The sequence below is a fragment of the Roseibium algae genome (assembly GCF_037783265.1).
GTDB classification, from domain to species: Bacteria; Pseudomonadota; Alphaproteobacteria; order Rhizobiales; family Stappiaceae; genus Roseibium; species Roseibium algae.
The window spans coordinates 123,222-149,833 of sequence record NZ_JBAKIA010000014.1; the positions used below are offsets into that span (position 1 = coordinate 123,222).

22 protein-coding genes are annotated in these 26,612 nt (G+C 53.2%); 10 read left to right on the top strand and 12 right to left on the bottom strand.

The genetic code is table 11. The features are described 5' to 3' along the window. The first annotated feature begins 127 nt into the window (after positions 1-127). Positions 128-1,135 carry an alpha/beta hydrolase gene (locus V6575_RS18085; protein ID WP_340276307.1) on the top strand — a complete coding sequence of 336 codons (1,008 nt, stop codon included), beginning with the start codon at positions 128-130 and terminating at the stop codon, positions 1,133-1,135. A 59-nt stretch (positions 1,136-1,194) separates the two neighbouring features. Here V6575_RS18085 and V6575_RS18090 read toward each other — a convergent pair whose 3' ends face one another. The 3 genes from V6575_RS18090 to V6575_RS18100 form a co-directional block, all read right to left on the bottom strand. Beyond that, positions 1,195-3,537: an SPOR domain-containing protein gene (locus tag V6575_RS18090; RefSeq protein WP_340276309.1), complete on the bottom strand. Its 2,343-nt coding sequence runs from the start codon at positions 3,535-3,537 to the stop codon at positions 1,195-1,197. Between the two features lie 72 nt (positions 3,538-3,609). Next, positions 3,610-5,379 carry an arginine--tRNA ligase gene (argS, locus tag V6575_RS18095; protein ID WP_340276311.1) on the bottom strand — a complete coding sequence of 590 codons (1,770 nt, stop codon included), beginning with the start codon at positions 5,377-5,379 and terminating at the stop codon, positions 3,610-3,612. A 94-nt stretch (positions 5,380-5,473) separates the two neighbouring features. Beyond that, a complete protein-coding gene (locus V6575_RS18100) occupies positions 5,474-6,691 on the bottom strand; it encodes a deoxyguanosinetriphosphate triphosphohydrolase (protein WP_340276313.1) in 1,218 nt (405 codons plus the stop codon). A gap of 176 nt (positions 6,692-6,867) precedes the next feature. Between V6575_RS18100 and erpA the strand changes: the two genes are divergently transcribed. Next, positions 6,868-7,209 (top strand): iron-sulfur cluster insertion protein ErpA, encoded by a 342-nt coding sequence (gene erpA / locus V6575_RS18105; RefSeq protein ID WP_340276315.1) that lies wholly within the window; start codon positions 6,868-6,870, stop codon positions 7,207-7,209. A gap of 164 nt (positions 7,210-7,373) precedes the next feature. Then, the gene (gene xth, locus V6575_RS18110; RefSeq protein ID WP_340276317.1) at positions 7,374-8,156 is read left to right on the top strand and encodes an exodeoxyribonuclease III; all 783 of its coding nucleotides are present in this window, start codon (positions 7,374-7,376) and stop codon (positions 8,154-8,156) included. Between the two features lie 481 nt (positions 8,157-8,637). Here the strand turns inward: xth and V6575_RS18115 are convergent, their stop codons facing one another. After that, positions 8,638-9,489: a tetratricopeptide repeat protein gene (locus V6575_RS18115; protein ID WP_340276319.1), complete on the bottom strand. Its 852-nt coding sequence runs from the start codon at positions 9,487-9,489 to the stop codon at positions 8,638-8,640. Positions 9,490-10,195: 706 nt separating this feature from the next. Between V6575_RS18115 and parE the strand changes: the two genes are divergently transcribed. From parE to V6575_RS18135, 4 genes are all read left to right on the top strand, one after another. Further along, complete coding sequence (gene parE, locus V6575_RS18120; RefSeq protein WP_340276321.1) at positions 10,196-12,265, top strand: DNA topoisomerase IV subunit B; 2,070 nt, start codon at positions 10,196-10,198, stop codon at positions 12,263-12,265. A 122-nt stretch (positions 12,266-12,387) separates the two neighbouring features. Then, positions 12,388-13,194 (top strand): sulfotransferase family 2 domain-containing protein, encoded by an 807-nt coding sequence (locus V6575_RS18125; RefSeq protein WP_340276322.1) that lies wholly within the window; start codon positions 12,388-12,390, stop codon positions 13,192-13,194. Between the two features lie 276 nt (positions 13,195-13,470). Next, complete coding sequence (locus V6575_RS18130) at positions 13,471-15,027, top strand: DEAD/DEAH box helicase (RefSeq protein ID WP_340276323.1); 1,557 nt, start codon at positions 13,471-13,473, stop codon at positions 15,025-15,027. 122 nt (positions 15,028-15,149) lie between these two features. Further along, entirely contained in the window at positions 15,150-16,220 is a 1,071-nt protein-coding gene (locus tag V6575_RS18135; protein WP_340276325.1) for a GGDEF domain-containing protein, read from the top strand. A gap of 95 nt (positions 16,221-16,315) precedes the next feature. Here the strand turns inward: V6575_RS18135 and tenA are convergent, their stop codons facing one another. From tenA to V6575_RS18175, 8 genes are all read right to left on the bottom strand, one after another. Continuing rightward, positions 16,316-16,975 carry a thiaminase II gene (tenA, locus tag V6575_RS18140; RefSeq protein WP_340276328.1) on the bottom strand — a complete coding sequence of 220 codons (660 nt, stop codon included), beginning with the start codon at positions 16,973-16,975 and terminating at the stop codon, positions 16,316-16,318. A 5-nt stretch (positions 16,976-16,980) separates the two neighbouring features. Further along, positions 16,981-17,367, bottom strand: a complete 387-nt coding sequence (gene sufA, locus V6575_RS18145) for a Fe-S cluster assembly scaffold SufA (RefSeq protein ID WP_340276330.1) — start codon at positions 17,365-17,367, stop codon at positions 16,981-16,983. A gap of 91 nt (positions 17,368-17,458) precedes the next feature. Beyond that, positions 17,459-17,854, bottom strand: a complete 396-nt coding sequence (locus tag V6575_RS18150; protein ID WP_340276332.1) for an SUF system Fe-S cluster assembly protein — start codon at positions 17,852-17,854, stop codon at positions 17,459-17,461. A gap of 13 nt (positions 17,855-17,867) precedes the next feature. Beyond that, positions 17,868-19,124, bottom strand: coding sequence for a cysteine desulfurase (locus tag V6575_RS18155; protein ID WP_340276334.1), 1,257 nt, complete (start codon positions 19,122-19,124; stop codon positions 17,868-17,870). A gap of 18 nt (positions 19,125-19,142) precedes the next feature. After that, positions 19,143-20,462 (bottom strand): SufB/SufD family protein, encoded by a 1,320-nt coding sequence (locus tag V6575_RS18160; protein ID WP_340276336.1) that lies wholly within the window; start codon positions 20,460-20,462, stop codon positions 19,143-19,145. Between the two features lie 17 nt (positions 20,463-20,479). Next, positions 20,480-21,235 carry a Fe-S cluster assembly ATPase SufC gene (gene sufC, locus V6575_RS18165; protein ID WP_340276337.1) on the bottom strand — a complete coding sequence of 252 codons (756 nt, stop codon included), beginning with the start codon at positions 21,233-21,235 and terminating at the stop codon, positions 20,480-20,482. A 78-nt stretch (positions 21,236-21,313) separates the two neighbouring features. Continuing rightward, positions 21,314-22,786: a Fe-S cluster assembly protein SufB gene (gene sufB, locus V6575_RS18170; RefSeq protein ID WP_340276339.1), complete on the bottom strand. Its 1,473-nt coding sequence runs from the start codon at positions 22,784-22,786 to the stop codon at positions 21,314-21,316. A gap of 125 nt (positions 22,787-22,911) precedes the next feature. Beyond that, the gene (locus V6575_RS18175; protein WP_340276340.1) at positions 22,912-24,081 is read right to left on the bottom strand and encodes a cysteine desulfurase family protein; all 1,170 of its coding nucleotides are present in this window, start codon (positions 24,079-24,081) and stop codon (positions 22,912-22,914) included. Positions 24,082-24,383: 302 nt separating this feature from the next. Here V6575_RS18175 and V6575_RS18180 point away from each other — a divergent pair, with 302 nt between their 5' ends. From V6575_RS18180 to V6575_RS18190, 3 genes are all read left to right on the top strand, one after another. Then, complete coding sequence (locus V6575_RS18180; RefSeq protein ID WP_340276342.1) at positions 24,384-25,061, top strand: alpha/beta hydrolase; 678 nt, start codon at positions 24,384-24,386, stop codon at positions 25,059-25,061. A gap of 100 nt (positions 25,062-25,161) precedes the next feature. Further along, the gene (locus V6575_RS18185) at positions 25,162-25,644 is read left to right on the top strand and encodes a GNAT family N-acetyltransferase (protein WP_340276343.1); all 483 of its coding nucleotides are present in this window, start codon (positions 25,162-25,164) and stop codon (positions 25,642-25,644) included. Positions 25,645-25,781: 137 nt separating this feature from the next. Beyond that, the gene (locus tag V6575_RS18190; RefSeq protein ID WP_340276345.1) at positions 25,782-26,591 is read left to right on the top strand and encodes a hypothetical protein; all 810 of its coding nucleotides are present in this window, start codon (positions 25,782-25,784) and stop codon (positions 26,589-26,591) included. Positions 26,592-26,612: the final 21 nt, after the last annotated feature.

The following is a 26,612-nucleotide window of genomic DNA, read 5'->3' on the forward strand; positions in this document are numbered from 1 at the left end:
CAAAACAGAGTGCCGGAACCTCATATCAATACGGAGCAAAGGTCTTGCACAGGGATTGAAACCGGCACCATATAGGAACTGAAAATACCCTTTCCTTTCCATAGCGTCCCCTGTTAGCGGAGTTCCCATGCGCGCCCATTCCGATATTCCAGCTGGCACACTGCACCGCTTGCCCGTGGCCTCAAAAATCCTCCAGAACAACATGCTGGGCGATACTGCCACACGTGAAATCGTGGTCTATATCCCCAATGGGCACACCGGAAAAGATCTGCCGCTGCTGGTCGACCTGGTCGGTTTCACCTCTGGTGGACCAGCCCATGTGAATTGGAAAAACTTCGGCGAGAATGTGCCTGAGCGGCTCGACAGATTGATCCATGAAGGCACATTGCGCCCTGTCGCCGTCGCATTTCCAGATTGTTTTACCAAACTGGGCGGCAATCAGTACATCGACAGCGCCGCCATGGGGCCCTGGGCGACGTTTTTGACAACAGAGATGTTGGATGCCGTCGAAAGTCGCTTTGACTGTGGTGGCGCTGGAAAACGGGCCTGCTTTGGCAAGTCATCCGGCGGCTATGGTTCCCTGGTTCATGCCATGCTCCATGCAGATGTCTGGTCGGCTGCAGCTTGTCACTCGGGCGACATGGCGTTTGAGCTTTGTTACCTGCCGGAAATGCCAAGCGCACTCAGGGCCATTAAGCGCAAGGGCTCAATTGGAGCCTTTATCGATGATTTTCACGCCGGACCGAAATACCCAGGCTCTTCCATGCATGATCTGATGACCTTCGCCATGGCCGCCACCTATGACCCTGACCCAAGCGCGCCTTATGGCGTTCGACTGCCCGTCGATCTTCAGACCTGTGAATTAGATGAGGCGCTTTGGGCAAATTGGCTGGCTTGGGACCCTGTGGTCATGGCGGACAAGCACACAGACGCGCTCAAGTCTCTCAAGGGCCTATGGATCGATTGCGGGACCATTGACCAATATAATCTGGTCTATGGTGCTCGCAGGATGACCCGAAAGCTCAACGAAGCTGGTGTTGATCATGTCTATGAAGAATTTGAGGACACCCATTCATCCGTCGATTACCGAATGGACAAGAGCCTGCCATTCCTTGCTAATGCCCTATTGAGCTAACAAAAAAAACCGACGAGATCCTCGTCGGCCTTTTTGATATCATAGACAATCTCGTGCCGTTAATTCCTGCGTACGAAGCAGTCGCCGCCAGCGCCCTGAAGGCTTTCGCACAGGTTCAAGGCGTCTGCTCGTGAGCCCATCGGAATACGTGCCCGATAGAAAGTACCACGATCTGGAAGGACCGCTGAAACGATCACTGCATTGCGGTTGCCCAAAACAGATGGGAACTTCCGCTGCAAGGTTGAGTAGGTTTCCCGCGCAGCACTTTCAGAGCGTTGCGACGTTACCTGAACAACGTAAGTCCCTGCCGCTATGGATCCACCAGCGGTCGAGACAACAGCAGGTGCTGCCTGCTGAACGGCTGCCGGGGCAATCTGAGATGCAGAGTTGTTCAGATCCAACGGACCGCTGGACGTTCCAGATTGTGTCACACGAGCCGTTCTGGTTGGAACCGCAGGCTTTTTCCTCGGAAGCACAGACGGGACAATACCTGCAGGGCTCGTCTGATCGACTGTTCCCACTGCTGTGGTCGCCGCGGAGACAATCGCAGGCGTAGAAAGCGACGGTGTCGTAGCTGGGGCTTCCACCTGCACAGGCGGAGCCGGGGTCGCAGTCACAGGCGTTGTCGAGACTGTTCTTGGCGTGTTCGGCAAAGGAGCTGACGGCTGTTGATCATCGACAATTGTTCCATCAGGCCGGACGACCAATGTGCGAACTTTCTTTGGAGCACCTGGAACCAACGGATCAGAGCTGACAACACCCTCAGGTGCAGGCGGCAACTGTGCCGGTTGTGTTTTTTCCGGAAGAACAAGACGCTCACGCGAATTATCCTGAACATTTCCAACCCGGTCGTAGATCAACTTGGAACTTTGATCATCCTGCTTTGGTTCTGCATCCGGATAGATCTTCAAAGGACCAGCCAGCCCTGCGATCACCGGCGGCGGTCCATCTGGTATCCGAATTGACGATCCATCTGAAAACAAGAATGCAACACCACCTAGAACGGCAACGGCAAGCACAGCAGCCGCCGCATAAAGTCCTTTGCGTGATGAAGCAGGCGCATGCGGTGCAGCGGCCTTCTCGGCCCGAGTATGCGGAGGCAAAACTCCAGCGTTTCCAAGGGTTGGATCCCCCTCATGCATCGCCTTTGCAACTGCATCCAGATCATAACCTTCCGGCGGTGGCGGTGGCAATTCATCATCGGAAACCACCGGAACAGCAGAAGCGGCTGCTGGCCAGGCCATATCATCGATGTCATTCGCCGTTTCAGCAACACTTTGAACGCCAGGCTTCGTATCCAGTTCAGCAAAAAGCGTGTCGAACTGATTTGCCGAAGATCCGGCGGCAGCAGAATTTATCGGATCGACGGTTGCCATCGACCCGAGTTCTGCAAACAGATCATCTTCAGGGCTTGGTTCTGGAGCTGTCTCAGAACGGGTCGAAACCGCGTGATCACGCTCGTAACCTTGAGCCTCGCGTGAAGAAGCACCTGTATCAACGGCATAGTCAGCCGTCTGAAGGGTGCTACGATAATCTTCGCGAGGGGCATAGGTTTCAACAGGTGCTTCCTCAACATAGCCCTGAGGCGCAACACTCAAAGAATCGTCTTTAGCTTGCTCGTATCCAGTCTGGCCAAGCGGTTCATAGCCTGAATTTTCATAACCAGAGCTTTCAGCTCTGGAATCTTGGAAAGCAGGCTCTGCATTCTCAGTGTATTGATAGCCAAGAACTTCTTGTGGCAGCGCTTCGTGTGATTCAGCCCGATAGGGAGCCTCATCAACCGCAGCCCCCACGGCTTCGATTGCGGCAATCTCAGGCACCGCTGCCGGTGCTGCATCGAACGTCTGGCGAAATGCGCCGATCAGCTCGTCTTCCAATTCGGCAGTCAGGCTTGTTTCAAGATCAAGGGACAAACCATGTTCGAGCTTGCTCTCTGGAATCTCAAGACCAAGATCCAGCAACGCATCTTCCGAATTCACTTGCGGATCTGTCTCCGGAAAAGCCGTCGTCGGAATTTCGGACTGCAAATCATCAATATGTAAATCCTGAGGCGCAAAGTCTCCAGTCTGAACCGAAGTCTCTTCAGAAACTGCGACTGGTTGTTCAGCAAAATGAGGCTCAGAGCCTTGGGACACAGGATAGGAAACAGGCGCAACTGTCGAAGCGTGATCTGAAGAAACAACAGGCTCTATGCGCACCTGTGGCGCTTTCGCAGCCGATACACCTGTAGAAGCCTCGTGGCTAATGTCTTCTAGACCTGCAAAATAGTCCGTACTTCCAACGCGATCGCTACTCACATCGTCCCCTGGCTGCCTATTGCGGTTCACAATGCGAGCCAGTTCAACCAACGGGTCTTCTACCGGCGGCGCATCGGAGGTCGGATAATTATCGTCTTTTGCCATGGGCGTGGTGCAATCCGGCCAAATCATCTGTGCTTGCCGGTTCACGATCCAGCAAACAACCTTGTTACAACGTCAGCGCATTTCCTCTGGTGCATCAACACCGAGAACCCCAAGCCCTGAAGCAAGTATCAAAGACACTGCACGCACCAAGGCAAGACGCGCCACGGTTAAATTGGTATTATCAGTGTTAATAAACCGTAATTGCGGCAATTCCTTGCCCCGATTCCAATGCCCATGCAAGGAACTCGCGAGCTCATAAAGGTAGAACGCAACCCTATGTGGTTCGTGTGTTTCTGCGGCTGCATCAACAATCTTGGGCCACTCGGCCATCTTCGAAATCAATTCCAGTTCTCCACTGTCATCTAGCAAAGAAAAGTCTGCATCAGCGAAAGTAGAATCAGTCAGATCAAGATCTGGCGCTTCTGAAGCAGCCTGACGCAACACAGAACGACAGCGAGCATGGCCATACTGAACGTAGAAAACCGGGTTGTCTTTTGACTGCTCGGTCACCTTCTGGAAGTCAAAATCAAGCGGCGCATCATTCTTACGATACAGCATCATGAAACGCACAGGGTCACGTCCCACTTCGTTGACCACATCCCGCAAGGTGATGAAGTCGCCGGACCTCTTGGACATCTTGACCGGTTCACCAGCCCGGAACAGTTTGACCAACTGACAAAGGCGTACGATGACGTCTGCCTTTCCGCCAGAAATCGCATTACCAACAGCTTGCAAACGCTTCACATAGCCGCCGTGATCTGCCCCCAAAACAAAGATCATCTCTTCGAAGCCACGCAGATATTTATCGCGCATGTAGGCAACATCTGCAGCGAAGTAAGTATACGAGCCATCTGATTTTTTTAAAGCACGATCTGTGTCATCGCCATAATCTTTCGCCCGAAACAACGTCTGTTCGCGATCTTCCCAATCATCAGGCAGTTGCCCTTTTGGCGGCGGCAGTGTGCCTTCATAAATCAGGCCGTCGCCGCGCAGAACATCCAGCATCTCATCAATCTTTGATGGCGCATTTCCGTCTTGCGCATGAAGCGTTTTTTCCGAGAAAAACACATCGTGCTTGACGTTCAGCAGCAGCAAATCTTGGCGGATCAGATCCATCATCGCCTCGACAGCATCTGCCTTGACGATTGGCAGCCATTCGACCTCTGCCATCGTGATCAGGGCATTGCCATGGATCTCGGCAAGACGCTCACCAACAGGCTTCAGATAATCGCCCGGATAAAGGCCCGCAGGAATTGCACCAATATCCTCGCCAAGCGCTTCACGATACCGAAGGAAGGCACTCTTGGCCAAGGTATCGATCTGAGAGCCGGCATCATTGATGTAATACTCACGCACCACATCATAGCCGGCATAGGCCAGCAGATTGGCCAGTGCATCGCCGACAACAGCACCGCGGGTGTGACCAACATGCATGGGGCCGGTCGGGTTTGCTGAAACATACTCAACATTGACTTTTTTTCCGCCGCCCATCGTGGAACAGCCAAATTTCAGCCCCTTGCCGACGATGGAAGCCAGCACACGGTGCCAGGCGGCAGGCGCAAGTCTCAGATTAATGAACCCAGGCCCCGCCACTGATACTTCGCGCACATCAGCATCTTGCCCCAGAGCTTCGGCAAGCTTTTCGGCAAGATCGCGTGGCTTCATGCCAACTTGTTTGTTGAGCACCATGGCCGCATTGGTCGCCAGATCACCATGTGAGGGATCGCGGGGCGATTCCACGGTGATACGAGACAGGTCCAGCGCGTGACCATTTACAGCTTCCAGACCCAGGCTGGAGACTGCCGCTTTGACGCGTTCAGCAAATTCGGCGAAAATATTCATAACCATCCAACCGGCAGGAACTTACAAGACCAACGGCCCCGCGCGCTGCAGGCGTTGCCGCCCGGCGCTGCAAGGGCCGAATTCAATATGCGGCCTAACCCAATTCCGGGGTATCGTCAAACAGCCTGCGATGTTCTTCAATTGCGAAACGATCCGTCATGCCCGCAATGTAATCACAGGCACGGCGCGCAACCTGCTCTTCAGTTAGTCCTTCAAGTCCATCACACCACGGCGCCGGCATTTCATGAGGTTTGGCATTAAACCTCTGGAAAAGCTCATGAACCACCCGCGCAACCTGTCTGCGAACCGCCAAGACATCTTCGTGCCGATAGACTTTCGCGAACAGAAAGCGTTTCACTTCCTTTTCCGCAACCGCCATTTCAGGCGAGAAGTCGACAACACAATGGCCTGCATTGCGAACATCGGTCGATGACTTTGGATCAAGCGCCTTAAGCCTCTTGAAAGCCTCACTGATTACATCTTCGACCATCCGCGTGATCGAGCGGCGAACGATTTCGTGAATTCTGCGGCTTTCTTCAAGGCCGGGGTACTTTTGATCCACCTCTTGCAGAATGGCTGAGAGAAACGGCACTTCCATCATCTCATCAATGGCAAAAAGCCCAGCTCTGAGGCCATCATCAAGGTCATGTGCATCATAAGCGATATCATCAGCAATCGCTGCGGCCTGAGCCTCGGCGCTTGGCCATGTATCGAGCCGAAGGTCCTGCTTTTCCGCATAGTCCCGGACAGCAAATGGCAGCACACTGTCAGTGAATTTTCCAAGTGGCACGCCATTTGCCGATAGCAACGGCCCATTGTGTTTGACCAGTCCTTCCAGAGTTTCCCATGCCAGATTCAGGCCATCGAACTCGGCATAGCGCTGCTCAAGAGAGGTGACGACCCTGAGCGACTGTGCATTGTGGTCAAATCCGTTGAAACTGGCCATGCATTCATGCAGGACGTCTTCACCTTCATGACCAAATGGCGTGTGCCCCAGATCATGGGCCAGCGCCAGGCATTCGGCCAGATCTTCATCCAGCTTCAACGCCCGTGCCAGAGACCGCGCGATTTGCGACACTTCAATGGTGTGGGTCAGCCGGGTGCGAAAATGATCGCCTTCGTGATAAACGAAAACCTGTGTCTTGTGCTTCAGGCGCCGAAACGCCGAAGAGTGAATGATGCGATCCCGGTCGCGCTGAAACGGCGTGCGTGTCTGGCTATCCGGCTCCGGATATAGCCGACCAAGGCTTTTGAAAGGATCCTGTGCGAACACTGCACGCGCTTGTCCGCCATATCCCAGATCAGCTTTCATTTTATTCTGCCTTATTCACTTTCACGCAGCCAAAACGCGGCCCAATTTCACCAATCAACCGCGTCAAACATTGACGCAGGCCCTCACAGACCATACCTATCGTTGTAAGACGATATGTCGATCCAGGTCCAAAGGACTTTAAGATCAGACATGGCAACTGAGCTAACGGCGGCAACATGACTGAAACACTTGAACATCCCGTAACAGTCAGCGATCGTGCTGCCAAGCGGATCGCCAAGATTATCGCAAATGAACCAGCGGGCACAGCTTTGCGCGTTAGCGTTGAAGGCGGCGGCTGTTCCGGGCTTCAATATAAATACGATCTGGTCACCGAGCAGGGTGATGATGATCTTGTTCTTGAGAAAAACGGTATTTCTGTGCTGATTGATTCGATCTCCTTGCAATATATGGGTGGATCCGAAATCGATTTCGTGGATGACATCATTGGCCAGGCCTTTCAGATCACCAATCCGAACGCAGTTGCAGGCTGCGGTTGCGGTACCAGCTTCACGATCTAAGCACGCCCCCTGATCACGAAACCACGCAGCTAAGCCGATTAGCCGTGATGATTGCGACCTGTTTTCATTGGATTTACGGCCAGATCTAAAGCTGCGAGCAGGACAGGCGCGTCTTCCGAATGCTAAGCTTGCGCAAATCTCATTGACAAGCTGGACGCAGTCTCATGAAAATCGCCACCTGGAACATCAACGGTGTCAAAGCGCGTATCGATACGGTTCGCGAGTGGCTTGGAGAATCCCAGCCAGACATCGCCTGTTTTCAGGAAATCAAATCAGTCGATGAGAATTTCCCGCGTCAAGCCATCGAGGATCTTGGCTACAATCTGGAAACTCATGGACAGAAGGGCTTCAACGGAGTGGCTCTCCTGTCCAAGCGCCCCCTTGAGGACGTTCAACGCGGCATTCCAGGCGACGACAGCGACGAACAGGCCCGCTACATTGAGGCAAGCGTTTCGACCGACGCAGGCGCGTTGAGGTTTGGCTGTCTGTATTTGCCCAACGGCAACCCCCTCGGAACCGAGAAATTTCCATATAAAATCAGTTGGATGGACCGTCTGATCGAACACACCAAAATGCGGTTGGCTGAAGAAACACCCTTTATTCTGCTCGGCGATTACAACGTCATTCCGGATCCAATCGATGCCGCTCGTCCGGAAGTCTGGAGCGAAGACGCGTTATTCCAGCCGATCAGTCGGCAGAATTTCCGAGCCCTGATCAACCTGGGCATGACCGAAACCGTCCGCGCCTGCACAGAGGCCCCTGAGACCTATACGTTCTGGGATTATCAGGCCGGTGCCTGGCAGAAGAATAACGGGATCCGGATTGACCATATTTTGCTGTCACCGCAAGCAACCGACAAACTCAATGGCTGCGGCATCGACAAACACGTCAGAGGTTGGGACAAGCCGTCCGATCATGTGCCTGTCTGGGTCGATCTGGCAGCCTGATTAACAGGCAAGTCCACAGCTAGACCAGCCAGATTAGGACGATATTTTCCTAATCAAATGTTCCATGTTATGATGAATTGCAGAGCATGGATCACCGTGATGGGAATAACCAAAACCGGACGCCGCCTTTTTTCAGCAACTGTTCTTGGATGCAGTCTCTCTCTTGGTGCCTCCACCGTACTGGGCATTGAACCGTCTCTAGAGACTAAGATCCAAAACCTTGCCACCGCTCGCACGCAATTCCAACCTAAAGTCAACTGCACCTGTCTTTACAAAGGCCACAGGTATGAACTTGGAGAAATTGTCTGCCTGAAGCAGCCGGGCGGTCTGATGCTCGCAGAGTGCGGCATGATGCAGAACAACACCTCTTGGAAATTCACCGACAGCCCCTGCCCGTCTGCCCAGATAACGCCTCGGACAATGTGGTCGACAAAAACCTGATCAGCTGGCGGGATAACCTGGGATCAGCGCAACAGGACTGCTATTGCGCGATTTGTGGGGCTGAGGCTGTGGTTGTTGTCGTCTCAATCAGATCCGGCCGGTTTTGCGCCATCCAGGTGTCTGCCATGGCCCCTGCGGAACGGCGTATGGATTCACTTGCATGGGCGAAATACTGCTCATGAAGATCTCGGATCCAGCCAGCATTCGGATCGCTTTTGCTCTGCTCTAACGCAACGCTCATCCACATCAGCCCGCGCGCCTTGCGGCTTTCAGAACGTCCAGTGTTGAAAAGCGTCTCTCCAAGCCGTGCCTGAGCCCCGACATGGCCCTTGATCGCAGCCAGATTATACCAGCGTACCGCCATACGACCGCTGCTGGGCTGGTAAATCCGGCCTAATTCATACTGAGCTTCCGGATCACCAAAGAAAGACGCTGCATGGGTAAAGATCTGGGTTGCCCGAGCCATATTCTGCGGCACCATGTCCGTAATGCCCTTACGATAATAATTACCAAGAGCAACAAAGGCACTGGCCACAAAAGGCGCATCTGGACTGTCGGACCGGTCATTACCATGTTGCCGGACGACTTGGCTGTAATATTGAAAAGCTTTCTGGTCATCTTCGGGAACGCCATCGCCGCTGGCGTACATTTTTCCAAGTTTCCAGGCCGCCATAGGCTGGCCCTTCTCAGCAGCGTATTGCAATGAGGTCAGAGCCCCGACCTTGTCACCGGAATAATATTGGCGGGCGCCATGACGCAGGGCTTCTGTCGGGCTCACATCACTGGGCCCTATGGTCTGGTTCTGCGTAGGCGTCCCATCGAACGCGAGCGCTCCTGAGGAAATGCTCGCGACCAAACCGGACACCAAAATGAACTTCCGCACTGCGGACATGATACAATACTCTTTCGGCCTATTTGTCTTCCTCACCACTGGGTGAGAATAGTAGAGGCCTATTTCGACCAGACTACGGCGTTTCTTGAAGTGATTGCGGCAAGACAAAGGTAACATTTGGAAATAATCTCTCCCTTTCACCAACCCAAGACAGATTGGCTCATGAGTTCAAATCCATACTGCTGCTCTGTTCTTCAACGTCATCCCTCACGTGTCACCAGTCAAACCGCCATCAAGCGCCTGACCACTTTTGAATGAATGTGAAACATGGCCGAACCACGGCAGCAATGCCTTCCTCCTTGTCCGGGCACGACTCCTTTCTCGACTGTTGCCAGAAGGTCACAAATTAGCCGATAACCATCGTCAATACGGCTGAAGCGAACAACGCAAAACTGCAGTAGAGGTCGACCTCACCGGTTTTTTGAAGCTGTTTGATCTTGTGCAAATTCTCTCTCCCGCACTTGTGTGCCGCTTTCATCAGCAAAATTTCCCTTAGGCTCTCCATGAAGCCTCAAACACGTTGAAATTCTCTTTCCGAAATATAAAACAGTCCCTAGCCTGTTAAAATCGGGGGCATTTTGCGCGAACGCTTTGCTGTTCCTTCTTTGTTCTGAGACAATGGAATTTGATTCGGCTATAGAGCCTCGACAGGCCCAAGCGCCGATGACGGGATACGGCCTACGAAGAGCCAGATGGACCAGACAGCATGAGCGCGAAAAACGATCTGTTTGCAGGAAACGCAGCCGCAGCCAACGCGGAAGAAGCCCCAGCTGTGCATCCTGCGCCGACAAAAGCAGTCCCAAAACCAGCTGCTGTTCCAGATCTCTCGCCCAAAGATGCAATCGACAGCGACTATTCCGCCGCTGACATTGAGGTTCTTGAGGGCCTTGAGCCAGTCCGCAGGCGTCCGGGCATGTATATCGGCGGAACAGATGAAAAAGCTCTGCATCACCTCTTCGCTGAAGTCATTGATAACTCAATGGATGAAGCCGTGGCTGGCCACGCGACCTGGATTGATGTTGCGCTTGGTGCTGACGGCTATTTGACGGTGACTGATAATGGCCGCGGCATTCCCGTCGACCCACATCCGAAATTCAAGGACAAGTCCGCTCTCGAAGTGATCATGACCACGCTGCACGCGGGCGGAAAATTCGACAGTAAGGTCTATGAGACATCAGGTGGCCTCCATGGCGTTGGCATCTCTGTTGTGAACGCCCTGTCCGACGATCTCGTTGTCGAGGTCGCCCGGTCTCGAAAACTCTACCGCCAGACATTCCAGCGCGGCCATGCTCAAGGCCCTATCGAACTGGTCGGAGACACTCAAAATCGCAGGGGAACCCTGATCCGTTTTCGGCCAGATGCAGACATCTTTGGCAAGGGCACCAAATTCAGGCCCAGCCGTCTGCTCAAAATGGCGCGTTCCAAAGCCTATCTGTTCGGAGGCGTTGAAATCCGCTGGCACTGTGATCCTGAGCTGATTGATGCGAAGGATGAAACGCCAGCAGAAGCTGTCTTCCACTTTCCAGGTGGTTTGAAGGATTTCCTTGAAGAACGGCTGGAAAAAGAACGCCGGGTCGTTGACGATATTTTCGCCGGGCGCACCACCAAGACCGGCGGACACGGCTCTGTGGAATGGGCCGTCAGCTGGTTTGCTGGCGATGGTTTCATCAATTCTTACTGTAATACGGTCCCCACCCCGGAAGGCGGAACTCACGAAGCAGGCCTTCGCTACGCCTTGATGCGGGGCCTGAAGGCTTACGGTGAGCTGACAAACAACAAGAAAGCTTCGGTCATCACCGGCGATGACGTTTTAACGTCCGCTGGCGGTATGCTGTCTGTGTTTATTCGCGAACCGGAATTTGTCGGGCAGACAAAGGACAAATTGTCGTCCAGCGAAGCGACCAGGATTGCCGAAACAGCCGTGCGCGATGCATTTGACCACTGGCTGACAGCTTCACCCAATCAGTCAAACAAACTGCTGGAATGGGTGATTGAACGGGCAGACGAACGCTTGCGCCGCCGCCAGGAGAAAGACGTCGCCCGTAAGACCGCTGTGCGCAAACTGCGTTTGCCCGGCAAATTGGCAGATTGCTCTGCAAACCAGTCAGAAGGCACCGAACTGTTCATCGTTGAGGGAGACTCCGCCGGAGGATCAGCCAAACAGGCCCGTAACAGGAAGAACCAGGCAATCCTTCCCCTCCGCGGCAAGATCCTCAACGTTGCCAATGCTGGACGTGACAAACTGGTTGCAAACCAACAGCTGGCCGACCTTTCACAGGCACTGGGCTGTGGGTCACGCGCTCAATACCGCGACGAGGATCTGCGGTATGAGAAAGTCGTGATCATGACCGATGCGGATGTTGATGGCGCTCACATTGCGTCTCTGTTGATCACCTTCTTCTACCGCGAAATGCCCAACCTCATCCAGAATGGTCACCTTTACCTAGCTGTCCCGCCACTTTATCGGATCAGCCAAGGTGGCAAAACGCTCTATGCGCGTGATGATGCTCACAAGGATGAGCTGATGAGCACCGTTTTCAAGGGCAGAACAAAGGTGGAAATTGGCCGCTTCAAAGGCTTGGGTGAGATGATGCCAGCACAGCTCAAAGAAACCACAATGGATCCGTCAAAGCGGACCATGCTGAAAGTCGGTATCATTGAAGATACACAAGAACTCACCAACAAAACGGTCGAGCAATTGATGGGCAACAAGCCCGAGGCGCGATTCCGTTTCATTCAGGAGAATGCGGAGTTCGCAGAAGATCTAGATATCTGACCCGCGATTTCCGTCCTTTCCGTCTTAATTCCGATGCCCCTGCTTCTGGCTTAATATTTTATGAATTTGACCCAATTGTCAGCATCAGTTACCGATAGAAGTAATTACATCGGGAGACTTCCATGCTGAAGGCCCTATACTCGGTCTATGATCGACGCAGACGCCCCCTTCGTGACCATCATTACATGGTCTTCGCAAGTATCGGCATTGCTTATGCGCGTGTACCGGGTGACTCGTTTAAAGCCATCTCAAAGCTCATCTGCAGATTAGCGGGGACATCTTCCGTCGATCTCGGAAATACAACAGAACCGCTGAATTCAGATGCTTGGAACAGCGACATGGAACTGCTGACGGCCCGCGAGCTGAAACGCAGGCATCCGGATTTTATCGTTTTCACAGTGGTGCAGCCTCCCGAAGAGCGCGTTGCATCAGCCTATAACACGATCATCCAGAGCCAAGACCCGCTTCCGGCTTATTTCGAGGCAAACCAGTTCAGCAAGTCCATGAGTTTGGAGTCTTTCACCTCACGTATTGCCGGGTTGAGTGACACCGTAGCGGACAACTTGTTGCGAAGTCAGGCTTCGATCCTCAGCTATAGATCCAACATCGTACCCGGCATGGTTGTTGAGCTTTCAGAACTGAGACGGTCTCCTGAACATCTCTTGAACTATCTCAGGGAGCACACCGGCAAAGACCACATGAGTAGAAAACAGACCCACAAAGAACTCAATCTGGATAACATTAAATTTGATGTGCCTGGGCCGGATCAGCACCATCTGCAAACACTCGCCAGCCTCCCCATGCAGGATTTGCTGAGGCAACGCTATCAAATGGATTACAGACTGTTCTTTTCTGCTCAGCCAAGCGTCGAGAGCCTTGTCATTAACCGACAAAAAGACGGACACCAAAGCGACAGAATTGGCAATTGAATCAACTTCTCTGTCATAGCAACAAAAGAAACGTGAGTGCGTAGCCTCATCTCCCCTAACGGCACATTTTCCGTGAAAAATGCCGATTTGCCGAATAACGTGCCGTCTATTAACTGAAATACGTTTCTTACCTGCGGCAAGTGGTCATTTATCTACTTTTCGAGCCCGTGAACGTTGACTCGTGCCCTAACAAATGTAGGGTGTGCCACGTTATGCGCTGGAGTTTCCGCGCAAACTTTTCATCCGTCCAATAACTTACACGGGCTAAACCGCTCTATGTCATTTAATACACTCGGCCTTAGCGAGAAGGTTCTCGCTGCAGTGGATGCAGCTGGATATACAGAGCCTACCGCAATTCAAGCAGGTGCCATTCCTCACGTTCTGGAGCGCCGGGATGTGCTGGGCATCGCTCAGACCGGTACAGGGAAGACAGCCAGCTTTACCCTGCCGATGTTGACTCTGCTGGAAAAGGGCCGCGCCCGTGCACGGATGCCACGAACCTTGATCCTTGAGCCAACACGTGAATTGGCGGCACAGGTTCAAGAAAATTTTGAAACATATGGCAAGAACCACAAGTTGAATGTTGCGCTTCTTATCGGTGGCGTTTCTTTTGGTGAGCAGGACAAGATTATCGACCGAGGCGCTGATGTACTCATCGCGACTCCTGGCCGTCTCCTGGATCATGTTGAACGTGGAAAATTGATGCTACAGGGCGTCGAAATTCTCGTGATCGATGAAGCAGACCGCATGCTCGATATGGGTTTCATTCCCGATATCGAGCGCATCTGTAAGCTGATCCCGTTCACTCGCCAGACACTGTTCTTTTCCGCGACAATGCCGCCGGAAATCCAGCGGCTGACCGAAGCATTCCTGCAGAACCCTGCCAAGGTAGAAGTCGCTCGAACATCATCAACATCAATCAACGTCACACAGCAGCTGAAGGCTTCTGAAGGTAAGGACTTCGACAAACGCGCAGCTTTGCGCGAGCTTCTCGAAGGCGCTGAAGATCTGAAGAACGCCATCGTATTCTGCAACCGGAAGCGCGACATCACTACTTTGTTCCGGTCTCTGGAACGCCACGGCTACAATGTCGGGGCGTTGCATGGAGACATGGACCAGCGCACACGAACAATGATGCTGGACAATTTCCGCAAGGGAAATGTAACTCTTCTTGTTGCAAGTGACGTTGCAGCGCGTGGTCTCGACATTCCAGATGTCAGCCATGTTTACAACTACGATGTGCCAAGCCATGCGGAAGACTATGTTCACCGGATCGGACGAACTGGTCGCGCAGGACGCAGCGGCGTTGCCAGTACGATTGTGACCGCCGGCGACCAGAAATATCTGGCAGCTATCGAAAGTCTGATCGAAAGAAGCATCGACTGGATTGGGGAGCCTGTTGATTTCGAGGCGGCAGCCCAGGAACGCAAAGGTCGCAGGCGCAACAGCAAGGCACCAAAAGCCGACGCGAGTCGCAGCAAAGCCAAAGCTGAGGCGAACACCAGCACCGTTACATCTGAACCCGATGCACCAGTTGTCGAGCAGGACAATAAGGAACCAAAGCCCGTCAAGAAACGGTCTTCCAGACGCTCTGCTCCACGGGTGGAAACTGCGACAGAGCAGCCTGAAGCAACGCCAGTTGTTGCCGAAGAGGCACCGGCTCCAAAACCGCGCCGCAGACCTGCAAAAGTCGAGAAGACTGAAACAACTTCGACACCTAAACAACAGCCGGCTCGACGCGGAAAGTCAGATAAGAGCGAACCTGCATTTGGCGTAGGTGGGCATATTCCAGCTTTCTTGTTACGCGATCCACGAACTAAAAAAGCATCTTAAGAAACTTAGGGGCAGTAATTGCATTACGCTTAACCTGACCTTAAAGCTTATTGTAGGATTTTACACTGTAAGCGGTTCGCTATTATGGGGTGGCGGACCTTGCTTTAAGTGCAGGTTTTAAGATGCAGGATGACGACAATCATCAGCGGACTATTTTTTATGGTGAGTCCGCACTATCATATATTAAAAGAAATACACTCCCGGCTTACCCACGCTCTTATGAGCTTTGGTATACTTACTCCGCCGGATACAATCATGGTCTGAATAGGGCCATAAACAGTGTGATCAAGGAAAAGGGTAGTGTTTCCACTGAGGAAATGCAGTCCATATATGGGAAATATCTTGCTCCAACACGCTTGGGAGACCGCATCAATGATGTCGGCTCCAAAGTCGGTGAAGAAGTGCAATCCATCGTGGATACGCTTAAGATGAGCGCTGATGCGACTTCTGATTACGGATCGTCATTGGAACGAGCCGGTGCCAAGTTGGGCTCCCTGAGAGACCCAAAAAAACTGCAGCTTTTCGTCGAAAACATGGCGCAGGAAACCAGAACTGCCGTCTCTTCTAACAAGGAGTTGGAAACGCAATTACGCGAATCCAAGCGCCAAATCGAAATTCTTCAGGACAGCTTGGAAGCCATTCGCTACGAATCGCTGACCGACGAATTAACGACGCTTAACAACCGCAAGCATTTTGATCATTCTTTGGAACAAGCTATTGGCCAAGCTAAAGAAAGTGGATCTTCTTTTGCCTTGCTCCTGACAGATATCGATCACTTCAAGAAATTCAATGACACGTTTGGACATCAAACCGGCGACCAGGTCCTCCGCCTCGTTGCTCTGGCAGTCAAACATAACGTATCGAACCGTGACACTGCCTGTCGCTATGGTGGTGAGGAGTTTGCAATCATATTGCCGCAATCTCAACTCGCACAGGCTGCAAAGATATCTGAGAAGATCCGCGTCGCTGTGATGTCAAAGGAATTGGTCAAACGCTCGACCGGTGAGAACCTGGGGCGTATTACCGTTTCCATCGGAATATCCACTTTTAAACCCGATGACACGGCTCACAGCTTGATTGCACGGGCAGATGAAGCCCTCTATGCGGCAAAACATGGAGGACGGAACATGATCATGAGTGAGGAAGACCTAAAGAACACGGACGATAGAATCGACAGCTCAGAAGTCGCCTAAATCAGATTTTGCAAGTCAATTTATTCTATAAAAAATCAGACGCTGAGCACATCACTCAAGAGAATTATTTTAATGCCATCGGGTGCAAGAACACTTTAGTCTTCAAGACCCATCTGCCAGAAATCCGCCTCAAGACGGCTGGCCTGATTGAAGATGACGGACAACGCTGAAAAGCGCGCCTCGGTCATATAAATCTGAGATGTCTTATCCATCCAGCGTATAAAATCGACAGCAACGTCTTGGTACGGCTCACTGGCGTATTCGTCCAACCAGCGGCGATAAGTTGCGGCGGCAGGACCTTTGGGCGTGGCAGAAGCGTTATCGCGCGCTATTTCACCATAGCCGATAATACAAGGTGCAAGAGCCACCTGAAGATCCAGTAAATCACCACGCAGTCCGGTCTCTAAAACAAAACGCGTGTAGGCCATGGTCTGACTGGCTTCGGGCGTCGTCTCAAGTTGCTCGCGCGATACCCCCCAGCTGGCGCAAAGCTCAACATGAAGATCCATCTCCATATCCATGATCGCTTTAAGCCCCTCCAGCGCCTGTCGCATATCTGACAGCCCGGGGGACTTATAGACAGCAAGCGCATAGGCACGGGAGAAATGGATCAGGAATAGATAGTCCTGTTTCAAGTAGGTCCTGAACGCTTTTTCAGGCAAATCACCAGTAGCAAGCCCCTTGACGAACGCATGCTGCGTATAGGACTTCCATGCGTCCAGATTATCGTCGCGAAGACGCTCAAAGAGAGACATTCAATCTAAGCCTGAGGCGAGAGCGTAGACGGATCAACGGCTGCCTGAAGCGAAACGGATTCGCCGCAACCGCAGGCAGAGACCTCATTGGGATTTTTGAAAAGAAACCCGGATCGGAATTTCGTCACTTCGAAATCCATTTCCGTTCCCAGGAGGAAAAGAACGGCAGACGGATCGACAAAGATCTTAGCGCCCTTCTCATCAATCATGTCATCACCCGGCTTCTGATCAGCGACCAGATCCATGGTGTATTCCATACCGGCGCAGCCACCCTTTTTGATACCGACCCGGAGTCCAAGCACAGGCTTGTCTGCATTGTCCACCAAGTCGCGAACGCGCTCTGCGGCAGCGTCGGTCAGTGTCATCACCTGAAATTTACGTGGTGCAGCCATGATATCCTCGGGTACGAGATCTACATCCTGTTTTATATATAGGATGGATCGTGTCTGGTAAAAAGCCCCTGACCAAAGTCAGACACTCGCCTCAGTACCAGTTGAGAGCAACTTTCGCCTCATCGGACATGCGTTCAGGGCTCCAGGGCGGGTCAAAAACCATATCAACATTGACCAGACCGATGCCTGCGACCGATTCAACGGCGTTCTGAACCCAGCCTGGCATTTCGCCGGCGACCGGACAGCCAGGTGCCGTAAGGGTCATATCGATGTTGATGGACCGGTCATCCTCAATGTCGACCTTGTAGATCAGACCAAGCTCATAAATGTCGCAAGGAAGCTCCGGATCGAAGACGGTCTTGAGCGCGCCAACAATATCCGTTGTCAGTCGCTCCAGCTCTTCTGCCGGAATGGTCGTGCCACCGGCCACATCGGCGCGCAGCTCTTCACCAGCTTCATTGTGGTCAATTGTGGTGCTGTTTTCCATAATCTTACTGTCCTCAGGCGAAGAATGCCTGTGCCTTGATCAGGGCCTCATACAGCGCATCGACTTCCGCGCGTGTATTGTATAGGCCAAAGCTTGCCCGACATGTAGAGGTCACACCGTACTTTGCCAATAGCGGCTGCGCACAATGTGTCCCTGCCCGCACCGCCACACCCGATCTATCGATGATTGTCGAGACATCATGGGCATGAGCCCCTTCGATCTCAAACGAGATGATAGCCCCCTTGCCCGGCGCAGATCCAAAGATTCGCAGCGAATTGATTTCTGACAAGCGCTGTTGGGCATAGGCTGCCAAATCTGCCTCATGAGCGGCAATCCGCTCACGGCCAATGCTGTCCATATAATCTAGCGCTGCGCCCAGACCGATGGCCTGAACAATCGGTGGTGTGCCAGCCTCGAACCTGTGCGGCGGGTCATTGTAGGTCACCAGATCCTCAGTCACATCAAGGATCATTTCGCCGCCGCCATTGAACGGGCGCATCTCCTTGAGCTTATCCATCTTTGCCCAGAGAACACCTATGCCAGACGGGCCATAGACCTTATGCCCGGTGAAGACGTAATAATCGCAGCCCAGATCCTGCACATCGACCGGTAAATGCACCGCAGCCTGACTGCCGTCCACAAGCACCGAAATGCCGCGCTCATGCGCAATGGCGCAGACTTCCTTGATCGGCACCACTGTGCCCAGCACATTAGACATATGCGTTATCGCGACCAGCTTGGTGCGGTCGCTCAAGCTATCTCGGAACGCATCCAGATCGAATGAGCCATCCTCGCGGACATAGACCCATTTCAGCTTGGCCCCATGGCGTTCCCGGTGGAAATGCCAGGGCACGATGTTGGAGTGGTGCTCCATGATCGACAGGACAATCTCGTCGTCTTCGCCGAAATACTTACCGCCCAGGCCATAGGAAACGAGATTGATCGCTTCTGTGGTCGAGCTTGTGAAGACCACCTCGTCCACTGAAGGGGCGTTCAAAAAGCGGCGCACCGTTTCGCGCGCAGCTTCATACTTGTCCGTGGCCGTGTTCGACAAATAGTGGAGACCGCGATGCACATTGGCATATTCATGCGAATAGGCGTTTGACACCGCATCAATCACCGCCTGAGGTTTTTGAGCTGAAGCACCATTGTCCAAGTAGACCAGGGGTTTGCCATAGACTTCCCGCGCAAGGATCGGAAAGTCCTTGCGGATAGCCTCAACATCATAGGGCGTATCAAGGGTGGGCATATCAGCCTGTACTGCCGTCATGCGGTCTCTCCTATTGCCTTAAGCTGCCAACCACATACGAACGCGGTTTTCCAACACGTCCGTGACGTCTTCCTCGTCGAATTCCTCAATGGCTTCCGACAAGAAGGCAAGAACCAGCAAAGTACGGGCTTCTGCTTCCGGAATTCCGCGCGCGCGCAGATAGAACAGAAGATCTTCATCCAAGTCGCCGCAAGTCGCACCGTGGGCGCATAGAACGTCATCTGCGAAGATTTCCAGCTCTGGCTTATTCGCCATCTCTGCGCCGTCACCCAGCAGCAGAGCCTGGGTCATCATTTCGCCGTCAGTCTTCTGCGCATGTGGAGCAACATTGATCCGGCCCTGATAAACGCCACGAGCGTCATCATCCAGAACGGCCTTGAAGAACTCACGGCTGTTACAATGCGGCACGGCGTGATCAACGATCAGCGTCTGATCGCCAAGATCCCTGCCCCGCGCCATAGTGACACCATATAGCTTCGCATCAGAATTCTCTCCAACAAAGGAGACGAACTGCTGGTTGCGCGTAAACGAAGGTCCCGCGATGAACGACAGCGTCTTGAACAGAGCATCACCGCCAACGCGCGCAAGCGTCGTGAACAGCTTTGCGCCTGCAGCTGCGCCTGTCACCAAACGTGTGGTGGCCAGAGTAGCTTCATCGGCAATGTCGTAATCGAAGACGACATTGGTTTCGCCCGCGCCCGTGTCGCCAGCAAAGGTTTCAAGCACACGAAGCTTGGCCCCCTTGGCCACAACGATCCGGTTTCGGCTGACCTGGGCACCAGTGCCAACGGCAACCTGAACCAGTTCAACCGACTTGGAGACCTCAGCGCCTTCCTTGACAGAGACCACAACACCGCCCTGAACAAACGCAGTGTTGAGCGCAATGACGCCATCCTGGTTGGTGATCTTCGGGGCTGTCAGCATGGTGGAGCCGTTTTCGCCCGCCAGTGCGTCATTGAAGTCGGAAACAACGACGCCTTCAGCCGCCAGTTCAGCGACATCGCTCAGGTCCGCCAGAAATCGGCCATTGGCGACAACAATCCGGTAGCGGTCCAGTTCGCCATAACTGTCAAAGCCATCAAGAACAGTTTTTGCGTCAGCGGCAGTCGTCGCCTCGGCCAGCGGAGCTGCTGTCTTCATATAAGCGCGCAGGTCAGAGTACTTATACTCTTCAACCCGGCGGTGCGGCAGGCCATCGGCCTTGAGTTGCGCGGCGGCTGCATCACGCAGCGCGGTCACGGCAACAGACCCTGCAAGCCCTGCATCACGTGCGCTGGCAAAGCGGCTGATCAGATCAGCTTCGGCCTGCGTGTGAGTGATCGGAGTTGGTGCGTTCATAAAACTCTCTCCGGGGCTCAGGCTGCTGCGCCGACATAGTCAGCATAGCCATTCTTTTCCAAGTCCAGAGCCAGTTCCTTGCCGCCAGTCTTGACGATCTTGCCCTTGGACAGAACATGGACGACGTCTGGAATGATATGATCAAGCAGGCGCTGGTAATGGGTGATGACGATCATTGCGCGCTCAGGCGAGCGCAGCTTGTTGACACCTTCAGACACGACGCGAAGCGCATCGATATCAAGACCGGAATCTGTTTCATCCAGCACGCAAAGGCTTGGCTCAAGCAAAGACATCTGCAAGATTTCAGCGCGCTTTTTCTCGCCGCCAGAGAAGCCGACATTGAGCGGACGCTTCAGCATATCCATGGTAACGTTCAGATCAGCAGCTCTGGCCTTCACACGCTTCATGAAGTCAGGGATCGTCAGTGCGTCTTCACCGCGTGCCTTGCGCTGCGCATTCATCGCTGTCTTCAGGAATTCCATGGTGGCAACGCCCGGGATTTCGATCGGGTACTGGAACGCGAGGAAAACGCCCGCTGCTGCCCGCTCGTCCGGCCCCATGTCCAGAAGATTTTCACCGTGGAACAGGATCTCGCCTTCGGTCACTTCATAGTCGGACTTGCCAGCCAGAATATAGGACAGCGTAGACTTGCCGGAACCGTTCGGGCCCATCACGGCATGAACTTCGCCAGCGTTTACTTTCAGGTCAACGCCGCGCAGGATCTCTGTGCCATCTTCGGCGATGCGGGCGTGCAGGTTTTTGATCTCAAGCATTGAGATGGTCCTCGTATCATATTTGGGCTGCAGCGTGGCAACCAAGGTCATTCAAATTCAGATTTGCGGGCGTTGGCTTTAGCCAACCGAGCCTTCGAGGCTGATCGAAATCAGCTTCTGGGCTTCCACCGCGAATTCCATCGGCAACTGCTGGATCACGTCCTTGACGAAGCCATTGACGATCAACGCAACCGCCTCTTCATCGGACATCCCGCGCTGCTGGCAATAGAACATCTGGTCGTCAGAGATTTTTGAGGTGGTCGCCTCATGTTCAAAAACAGCCGTCGCATTCTTGCTCTCGATATAGGGCACCGTATGTGCCCCGCAATCCTGACCGATCAGAAGTGAATCGCACTGTGTAAAGTTCCTCGCATGGGAAGCTTTCTTATGAGCTGAGACCAGTCCACGATAAGTGTTCGAAGAACGTCCGGCAGAAATCCCCTTGGAGATGATGCGGCTCGACGTATTCTTGCCCAGATGGATCATCTTGGTGCCACTGTCGATCTGCTGATAGCCATTGGAAACGGCAATCGAGTAAAATTCGCCAGTGGAATTGTCGCCGCGAAGAATGCAGGACGGATACTTCCAGGTGACTGCAGATCCGGTCTCAACCTGGGTCCAGGAAATCTTGGAGTTATTCCCCCGGCAATCGCCGCGCTTGGTAACAAAGTTGTAGATGCCACCCTTACCTTGAGAATCGCCTGGAAACCAGTTCTGAACGGTGGAGTATTTGATCTCCGCATCCTCCAGAGCCACAAGCTCAACCACTGCGGCATGCAGCTGGTTCTCATCACGCTGGGGCGCTGTACAGCCCTCAAGGTAAGACACATAGGAGCCTTTTTCGGCAATGATCAACGTCCGCTCGAACTGGCCCGTGTTCATCTCGTTGATGCGGAAGTAGGTCGACAGCTCCATCGGGCAACGAACGCCTTCCGGAATGTAGACGAAGGACCCATCGGAGAAGACAGCCGAGTTCAGTGTCGCATAATAATTGTCGGTCACCGGAACCACGGAACCGAGGTACTTTCTGACCAGCTCCGGATGCTCACGCATGGCTTCCGAGATCGAACAGAAGATCACACCAGCTGCAGCCAGTTCCTTCTTGAAGGTCGTGACAACGGACACACTGTCGAAAACAGCATCAACAGCGATGCGGTTCTTTGGCTCAACACCGGCTAGAATTTCCTGCTCACGCAGCGGGATTCCGAGTTTCTCATATGTCGCCAGCAGCTCAGGATCGACCTCATCAAGGCTTTTCGGGCCTTCAACGGACTTTGGCGAGGCCCAATAATACAGCGCATCAAAATCGATCTTCGGATAGTCAACACGCGCCCAATCCGGCTCTTCCATCGTGTTGAACCGGCGCAGTGCATCAAGACGCCATTCGGTCATCCACTCCGGCTCGTTTTTCTTGGCCGACAGGAAGCGAACTGTCTCTTCTGACAGGCCTTTCGCGCCAACTTCAGATTCGATATCAGTCACAAAGCCGTATTTATACTGGTCAACATCGATGGCCTTAACCTGATCGATTGTCTCCTGCACAGCTGGCATGTCATTCACTCCATGTTCGGGACCCGGTGGTCCCGCTGTTGGTCGTCTTGTTGATCCGCCTGCCATGATCCTTGTCGGAAGGCAGTGCGAACGGGTTCAGGTCTCGTCCGAAGACGAGAAATTCTCTATGCTGCCCGAGTTCGAGCCTCAGGGTTCAACCGATCCACGATCATCGGCCAGATGTTCAGAAAGCGGGCGATATCCTCTTCGCTCGAGTTCCAACCAAGGCTCACCCGCAAGGCGCAGCGGGCTATATGTTCGTCCACGCCCATGGCGCTGAGCACATGAGACACCGACACTTTGCCGGATGAGCATGCCGATCCAGATGAAAGAGATACGTTCTCCAGATCAAAAGCGATCAATGCTGTTTCAGCAGGAATGCCACCGACCGCAAAACATGATGTATTGGACAGACGCGGCGCATCTGAACCAAATACTTTCATTGACGGGCATATAAGACTGACACCGGCTTCAAGCTGGTCCCTCAAGGCTGCAAGTTGCCCGGCATCCTTCAAATCGTCATTTGCGAGCGCTGCTGCAACCCCAAATCCGCATATACCGGCAACATTTTCAGTGCCTGCCCGACGCCAATTCTCTTGTCCGCCACCATTCATCAGCGGAGCCGGAACGCGGGCCGTTGAACCGGCGACAACAGCGCCCATGCCCTGCGGACCGCCAAACTTATGGGCGGACAGGCTGAGAGCATCGGCCTGCCAGGCTTCCATATCAATCGGCATGCGGCCAGCAGCCTGAACCGCATCGACGTGAAAAAAACCGCCAGCGACCTTGGTCAACCGTCCAATATCTTCAAGCGGCTGGATTACGCCGGTCTCATTATTCGCCGCCATGACGGATACGAGAGCGGGGCCATCTTCTGCTAACAAGCGCTCAAGCTCATCCAAGCGGATCACGCCATTGCCATCGACCGGCAAAACACTCTGCATGGAAGCCGGGAATCGCCCACCCGCAGCAACAGCTGGATGCTCAGTCGCACCGCGTAGCAATCTTTCGAGATAAACCGGCGCACCCTTATCCTGCCATTGGGGCGTCAAGGCAGTCATATTGGCTTCAGTGCCGCCAGATACAAACGTTACCGACCGAGAGCGCGCACCGCACAGAAGAGCGACAGACTCACGAGCTTCTTCCACCCGCCCCCGTGCCCGGCGGCCATCGCCATGCACAGATGACGCATTGCCGACGGCCATCATGACCTCGACCATGCGATCCCGAACCACAGGGCGCAAAGGTGCACCCGCGTTATAGTCGAGATAAACATGTGGCCGATTGCCAGTCATAAACACTTCAATGTCCCGTAAAACGTCGAAAAATGCAGTTTTCCGCTCAAGCCGTCACGGAAAACTTGAAATTTTCCGAATGGATGACGTAAACGTGCGTCAACATGAAAATCGAATGCTCTTTCCAGACCGAGTTTCGGCGATGGTTAGGACAAACCCGACTTTCGAACAATTCTAAACAAGGTTTTAGAAACTCGGAACATATGAGTCAAGTTTGGACTTAGGAGTTTCACGTATCTAATTCCGATTTCAGGTGCCATCGCTTCCAGATGTCACCTGGACAATAAAGGACATAACGCTTCATGCCTGAGGTGATCTTTAACGGTCCCGCCGGCCGGCTGGAAGGCCGGTTCCATCCCGCAAAGAAGCGGAATGCGCCCATCGCCCTGATTCTTCATCTGCATCCGCAGTTCGGCGGCACGATGAACAACCAGATCGTGTATCAGCACTATTACATGTTCGCACAGCGTGGATTTGCAGTGCTGCGGTTTAATTTCCGCGGTGTTGGCCGGTCCCAGGGCACGTTCGATCATGGCCAGGGAGAATTGTCCGATGCAGCGGCAGCTCTCGATTGGGTCCAGACGATCCACCCGGATGCCCGTGCCTGCTGGATTTCCGGGTTCTCATTCGGTGCCTGGATTGGCATGCAGCTCTTGATGCGCCGCCCGGAAGTCGAGGGCTTCATTTCGGTGGCTCCACCGGCCAACCTTCATGACTTCTCGTTCCTGGCGCCTTGCCCCTCATCGGGCCTGATCATCCACGGTGAAAACGACAAGGTCGTGCCGCAAAAAGATGTTCAAACGCTGGTCGACAAACTGAAGACCCAAAAAGGCATCGTCATCGATCATCAAACGATTCCAGGCGCGAACCATTTCTTTGAGAACGACATTGACGATCTTATGGATCGTTGCGGCAATTACCTGGATCGCCGCCTCGGCATCATTCCTCCGCAGGACTATTTGCCGCTTCCTGAAAGCTGATAACGACTTGCGCCTAATATCTGCTAAAAGCCCGCCCTCATCGGCGGGTTTTTTTATAGGCTGGTCTGCAAATGATATAATCGAATCGAGCAAGGGACCAATGAGCGAGCGTCAAGACACCCTCCAAATTCGCCCTGCCTCTGCGGCGGACTATGAAGAGCTGCGCAACCTGTTTTTCCATTTGATCCCTGATGACCTGCCGCTGGACGATCAGATTGGCCGAGAAAAACTAAAGGCCATGCTGGCACACCCCGGCCTCACGACTCTGATTGGCTCCCTGGGGAATGATGCAGTGTCAACCTGCACTCTGGTCGTCATGCCAAATTTCACAAGAGCCGGCGCACCCTATGCCTTGATTGAAAACGTCGTCACTCATGGGGATCATCGCGGCAAGGGTTTCGGCCAAACTTTGCTTCAGGCCGCCTTTGAGCTGGCGTGGAAGCAAGACTGCTACAAAATCATGCTAATGACCGGAGCCGCCAACACTGGCGCGCAGAAATTTTATCGCAAGGTTGGTTTTAAGAGTACAAAGACCGGTTTTGAGCTGCGCGCTCCGGGCTACCCGAGCCGGAAGATCACCTAACTAAAAGCATAGACAGAAATACCAGGATCAAACGCTTAGATACACACGCAATTAATGCAACTTTACCCTGCATTAACCATAAGTGGTCGAATGATACCTATAGAGGTTTTCGTTTTAATCCAAGGTATTGACCAGCTATGTCCCATTTCATGAAATATGCTTTTTCCCTTGCGTTGCCAGCCATTTGCACCTCCTCCACAGCATTTGCAGCAGACCAACTCCCATCTCAACCCTATGTTTCTGAAGACGTTTTCTCCACCGCAACGCTGAGAGGGTCCATCGGACTGCGTTACTGGTACAGTCAGGCATCTTCTGACGTCCACGGAGCCAATGCACGGGTCGAAACGGACAACGTCACTGGCCATTCAGTAGAGCTTGTTGCCAATCTCGAGGACATAACCGCCAACACCTATTTCAAGGGATATGTTGGTTTCGGTCGCAATACTGATGGGTCGCAATCATATTCTGGGACGGAGTCAACTGCCTGGAACACAAAGAACCTAGGGTATCTGACACTCGACGGTGGCTGGGAAATCATGAAATTCGCGGGAAATTCGGGCCGACTCAGGACGTTTATAGGCTATCAGTTTCTCACTGACGAACTCTCCGCCGAATATGGTGGTACATCGTTCAAAATCTCAAATACATGGCATGCCCTTCGTCTCGGACTATCTGCAGATGGGACACTGAACGACCGATTCAGCTGGTCTGTAGATGCCGCTGCTGTGCCATGGTCCTACAATGAGAGTGACGACGGCTTCATCGACATCGAGAGCATTTACACCTATGGCTTCGAAACCGATGCAATGATGAACGTTGCTTTGACCTCGAATTGGAATGTTGGCGTGGGTGGTCGTTATTGGTGGATGCACTCAGAATACGAGCTGGATCAAAGCCAGACGTACCAGCGCTATGGTCTGCTGCTAGAGAGCAAATACACTTTCTAAAGGGCATTTCTGCCGAAATAT

What these genes read in the sequence shown, in the direction of transcription:
- V6575_RS18100 (WP_340276313.1), bottom strand. Translation starts at nt 6,691, where the DNA reads ATGAAAGCTGATCTGGGATATGGCGGACAAGCGCGTGCAGTGTTCGCA.
- V6575_RS18155 (WP_340276334.1), bottom strand. Translation starts at nt 19,124, where the DNA reads ATGACGGCAGTACAGGCTGATATGCCCACCCTTGATACGCCCTATGAT.
- sufA (WP_340276330.1), bottom strand. Translation starts at nt 17,367, where the DNA reads ATGGCTGCACCACGTAAATTTCAGGTGATGACACTGACCGACGCTGCC.
- sufB (WP_340276339.1), bottom strand. Translation starts at nt 22,786, where the DNA reads ATGCCAGCTGTGCAGGAGACAATCGATCAGGTTAAGGCCATCGATGTT.
- xth (WP_340276317.1), top strand. Translation starts at nt 7,374, where the DNA reads ATGAAAATCGCCACCTGGAACATCAACGGTGTCAAAGCGCGTATCGAT.
- V6575_RS18085 (WP_340276307.1), top strand. Translation starts at nt 128, where the DNA reads ATGCGCGCCCATTCCGATATTCCAGCTGGCACACTGCACCGCTTGCCC.
- V6575_RS18150 (WP_340276332.1), bottom strand. Translation starts at nt 17,854, where the DNA reads ATGGAAAACAGCACCACAATTGACCACAATGAAGCTGGTGAAGAGCTG.
- argS (WP_340276311.1), bottom strand. Translation starts at nt 5,379, where the DNA reads ATGAATATTTTCGCCGAATTTGCTGAACGCGTCAAAGCGGCAGTCTCC.
- V6575_RS18135 (WP_340276325.1), top strand. Translation starts at nt 15,150, where the DNA reads ATGCAGGATGACGACAATCATCAGCGGACTATTTTTTATGGTGAGTCC.
- V6575_RS18180 (WP_340276342.1), top strand. Translation starts at nt 24,384, where the DNA reads ATGCCTGAGGTGATCTTTAACGGTCCCGCCGGCCGGCTGGAAGGCCGG.
- V6575_RS18175 (WP_340276340.1), bottom strand. Translation starts at nt 24,081, where the DNA reads ATGACTGGCAATCGGCCACATGTTTATCTCGACTATAACGCGGGTGCA.
- sufC (WP_340276337.1), bottom strand. Translation starts at nt 21,235, where the DNA reads ATGCTTGAGATCAAAAACCTGCACGCCCGCATCGCCGAAGATGGCACA.
- parE (WP_340276321.1), top strand. Translation starts at nt 10,196, where the DNA reads ATGAGCGCGAAAAACGATCTGTTTGCAGGAAACGCAGCCGCAGCCAAC.
- V6575_RS18125 (WP_340276322.1), top strand. Translation starts at nt 12,388, where the DNA reads ATGCTGAAGGCCCTATACTCGGTCTATGATCGACGCAGACGCCCCCTT.
- V6575_RS18090 (WP_340276309.1), bottom strand. Translation starts at nt 3,537, where the DNA reads ATGGCAAAAGACGATAATTATCCGACCTCCGATGCGCCGCCGGTAGAA.
- V6575_RS18190 (WP_340276345.1), top strand. Translation starts at nt 25,782, where the DNA reads ATGTCCCATTTCATGAAATATGCTTTTTCCCTTGCGTTGCCAGCCATT.
- tenA (WP_340276328.1), bottom strand. Translation starts at nt 16,975, where the DNA reads ATGTCTCTCTTTGAGCGTCTTCGCGACGATAATCTGGACGCATGGAAG.
- V6575_RS18160 (WP_340276336.1), bottom strand. Translation starts at nt 20,462, where the DNA reads ATGAACGCACCAACTCCGATCACTCACACGCAGGCCGAAGCTGATCTG.
- erpA (WP_340276315.1), top strand. Translation starts at nt 6,868, where the DNA reads ATGACTGAAACACTTGAACATCCCGTAACAGTCAGCGATCGTGCTGCC.
- V6575_RS18185 (WP_340276343.1), top strand. Translation starts at nt 25,162, where the DNA reads ATGAGCGAGCGTCAAGACACCCTCCAAATTCGCCCTGCCTCTGCGGCG.
- V6575_RS18130 (WP_340276323.1), top strand. Translation starts at nt 13,471, where the DNA reads ATGTCATTTAATACACTCGGCCTTAGCGAGAAGGTTCTCGCTGCAGTG.
- V6575_RS18115 (WP_340276319.1), bottom strand. Translation starts at nt 9,489, where the DNA reads ATGTCCGCAGTGCGGAAGTTCATTTTGGTGTCCGGTTTGGTCGCGAGC.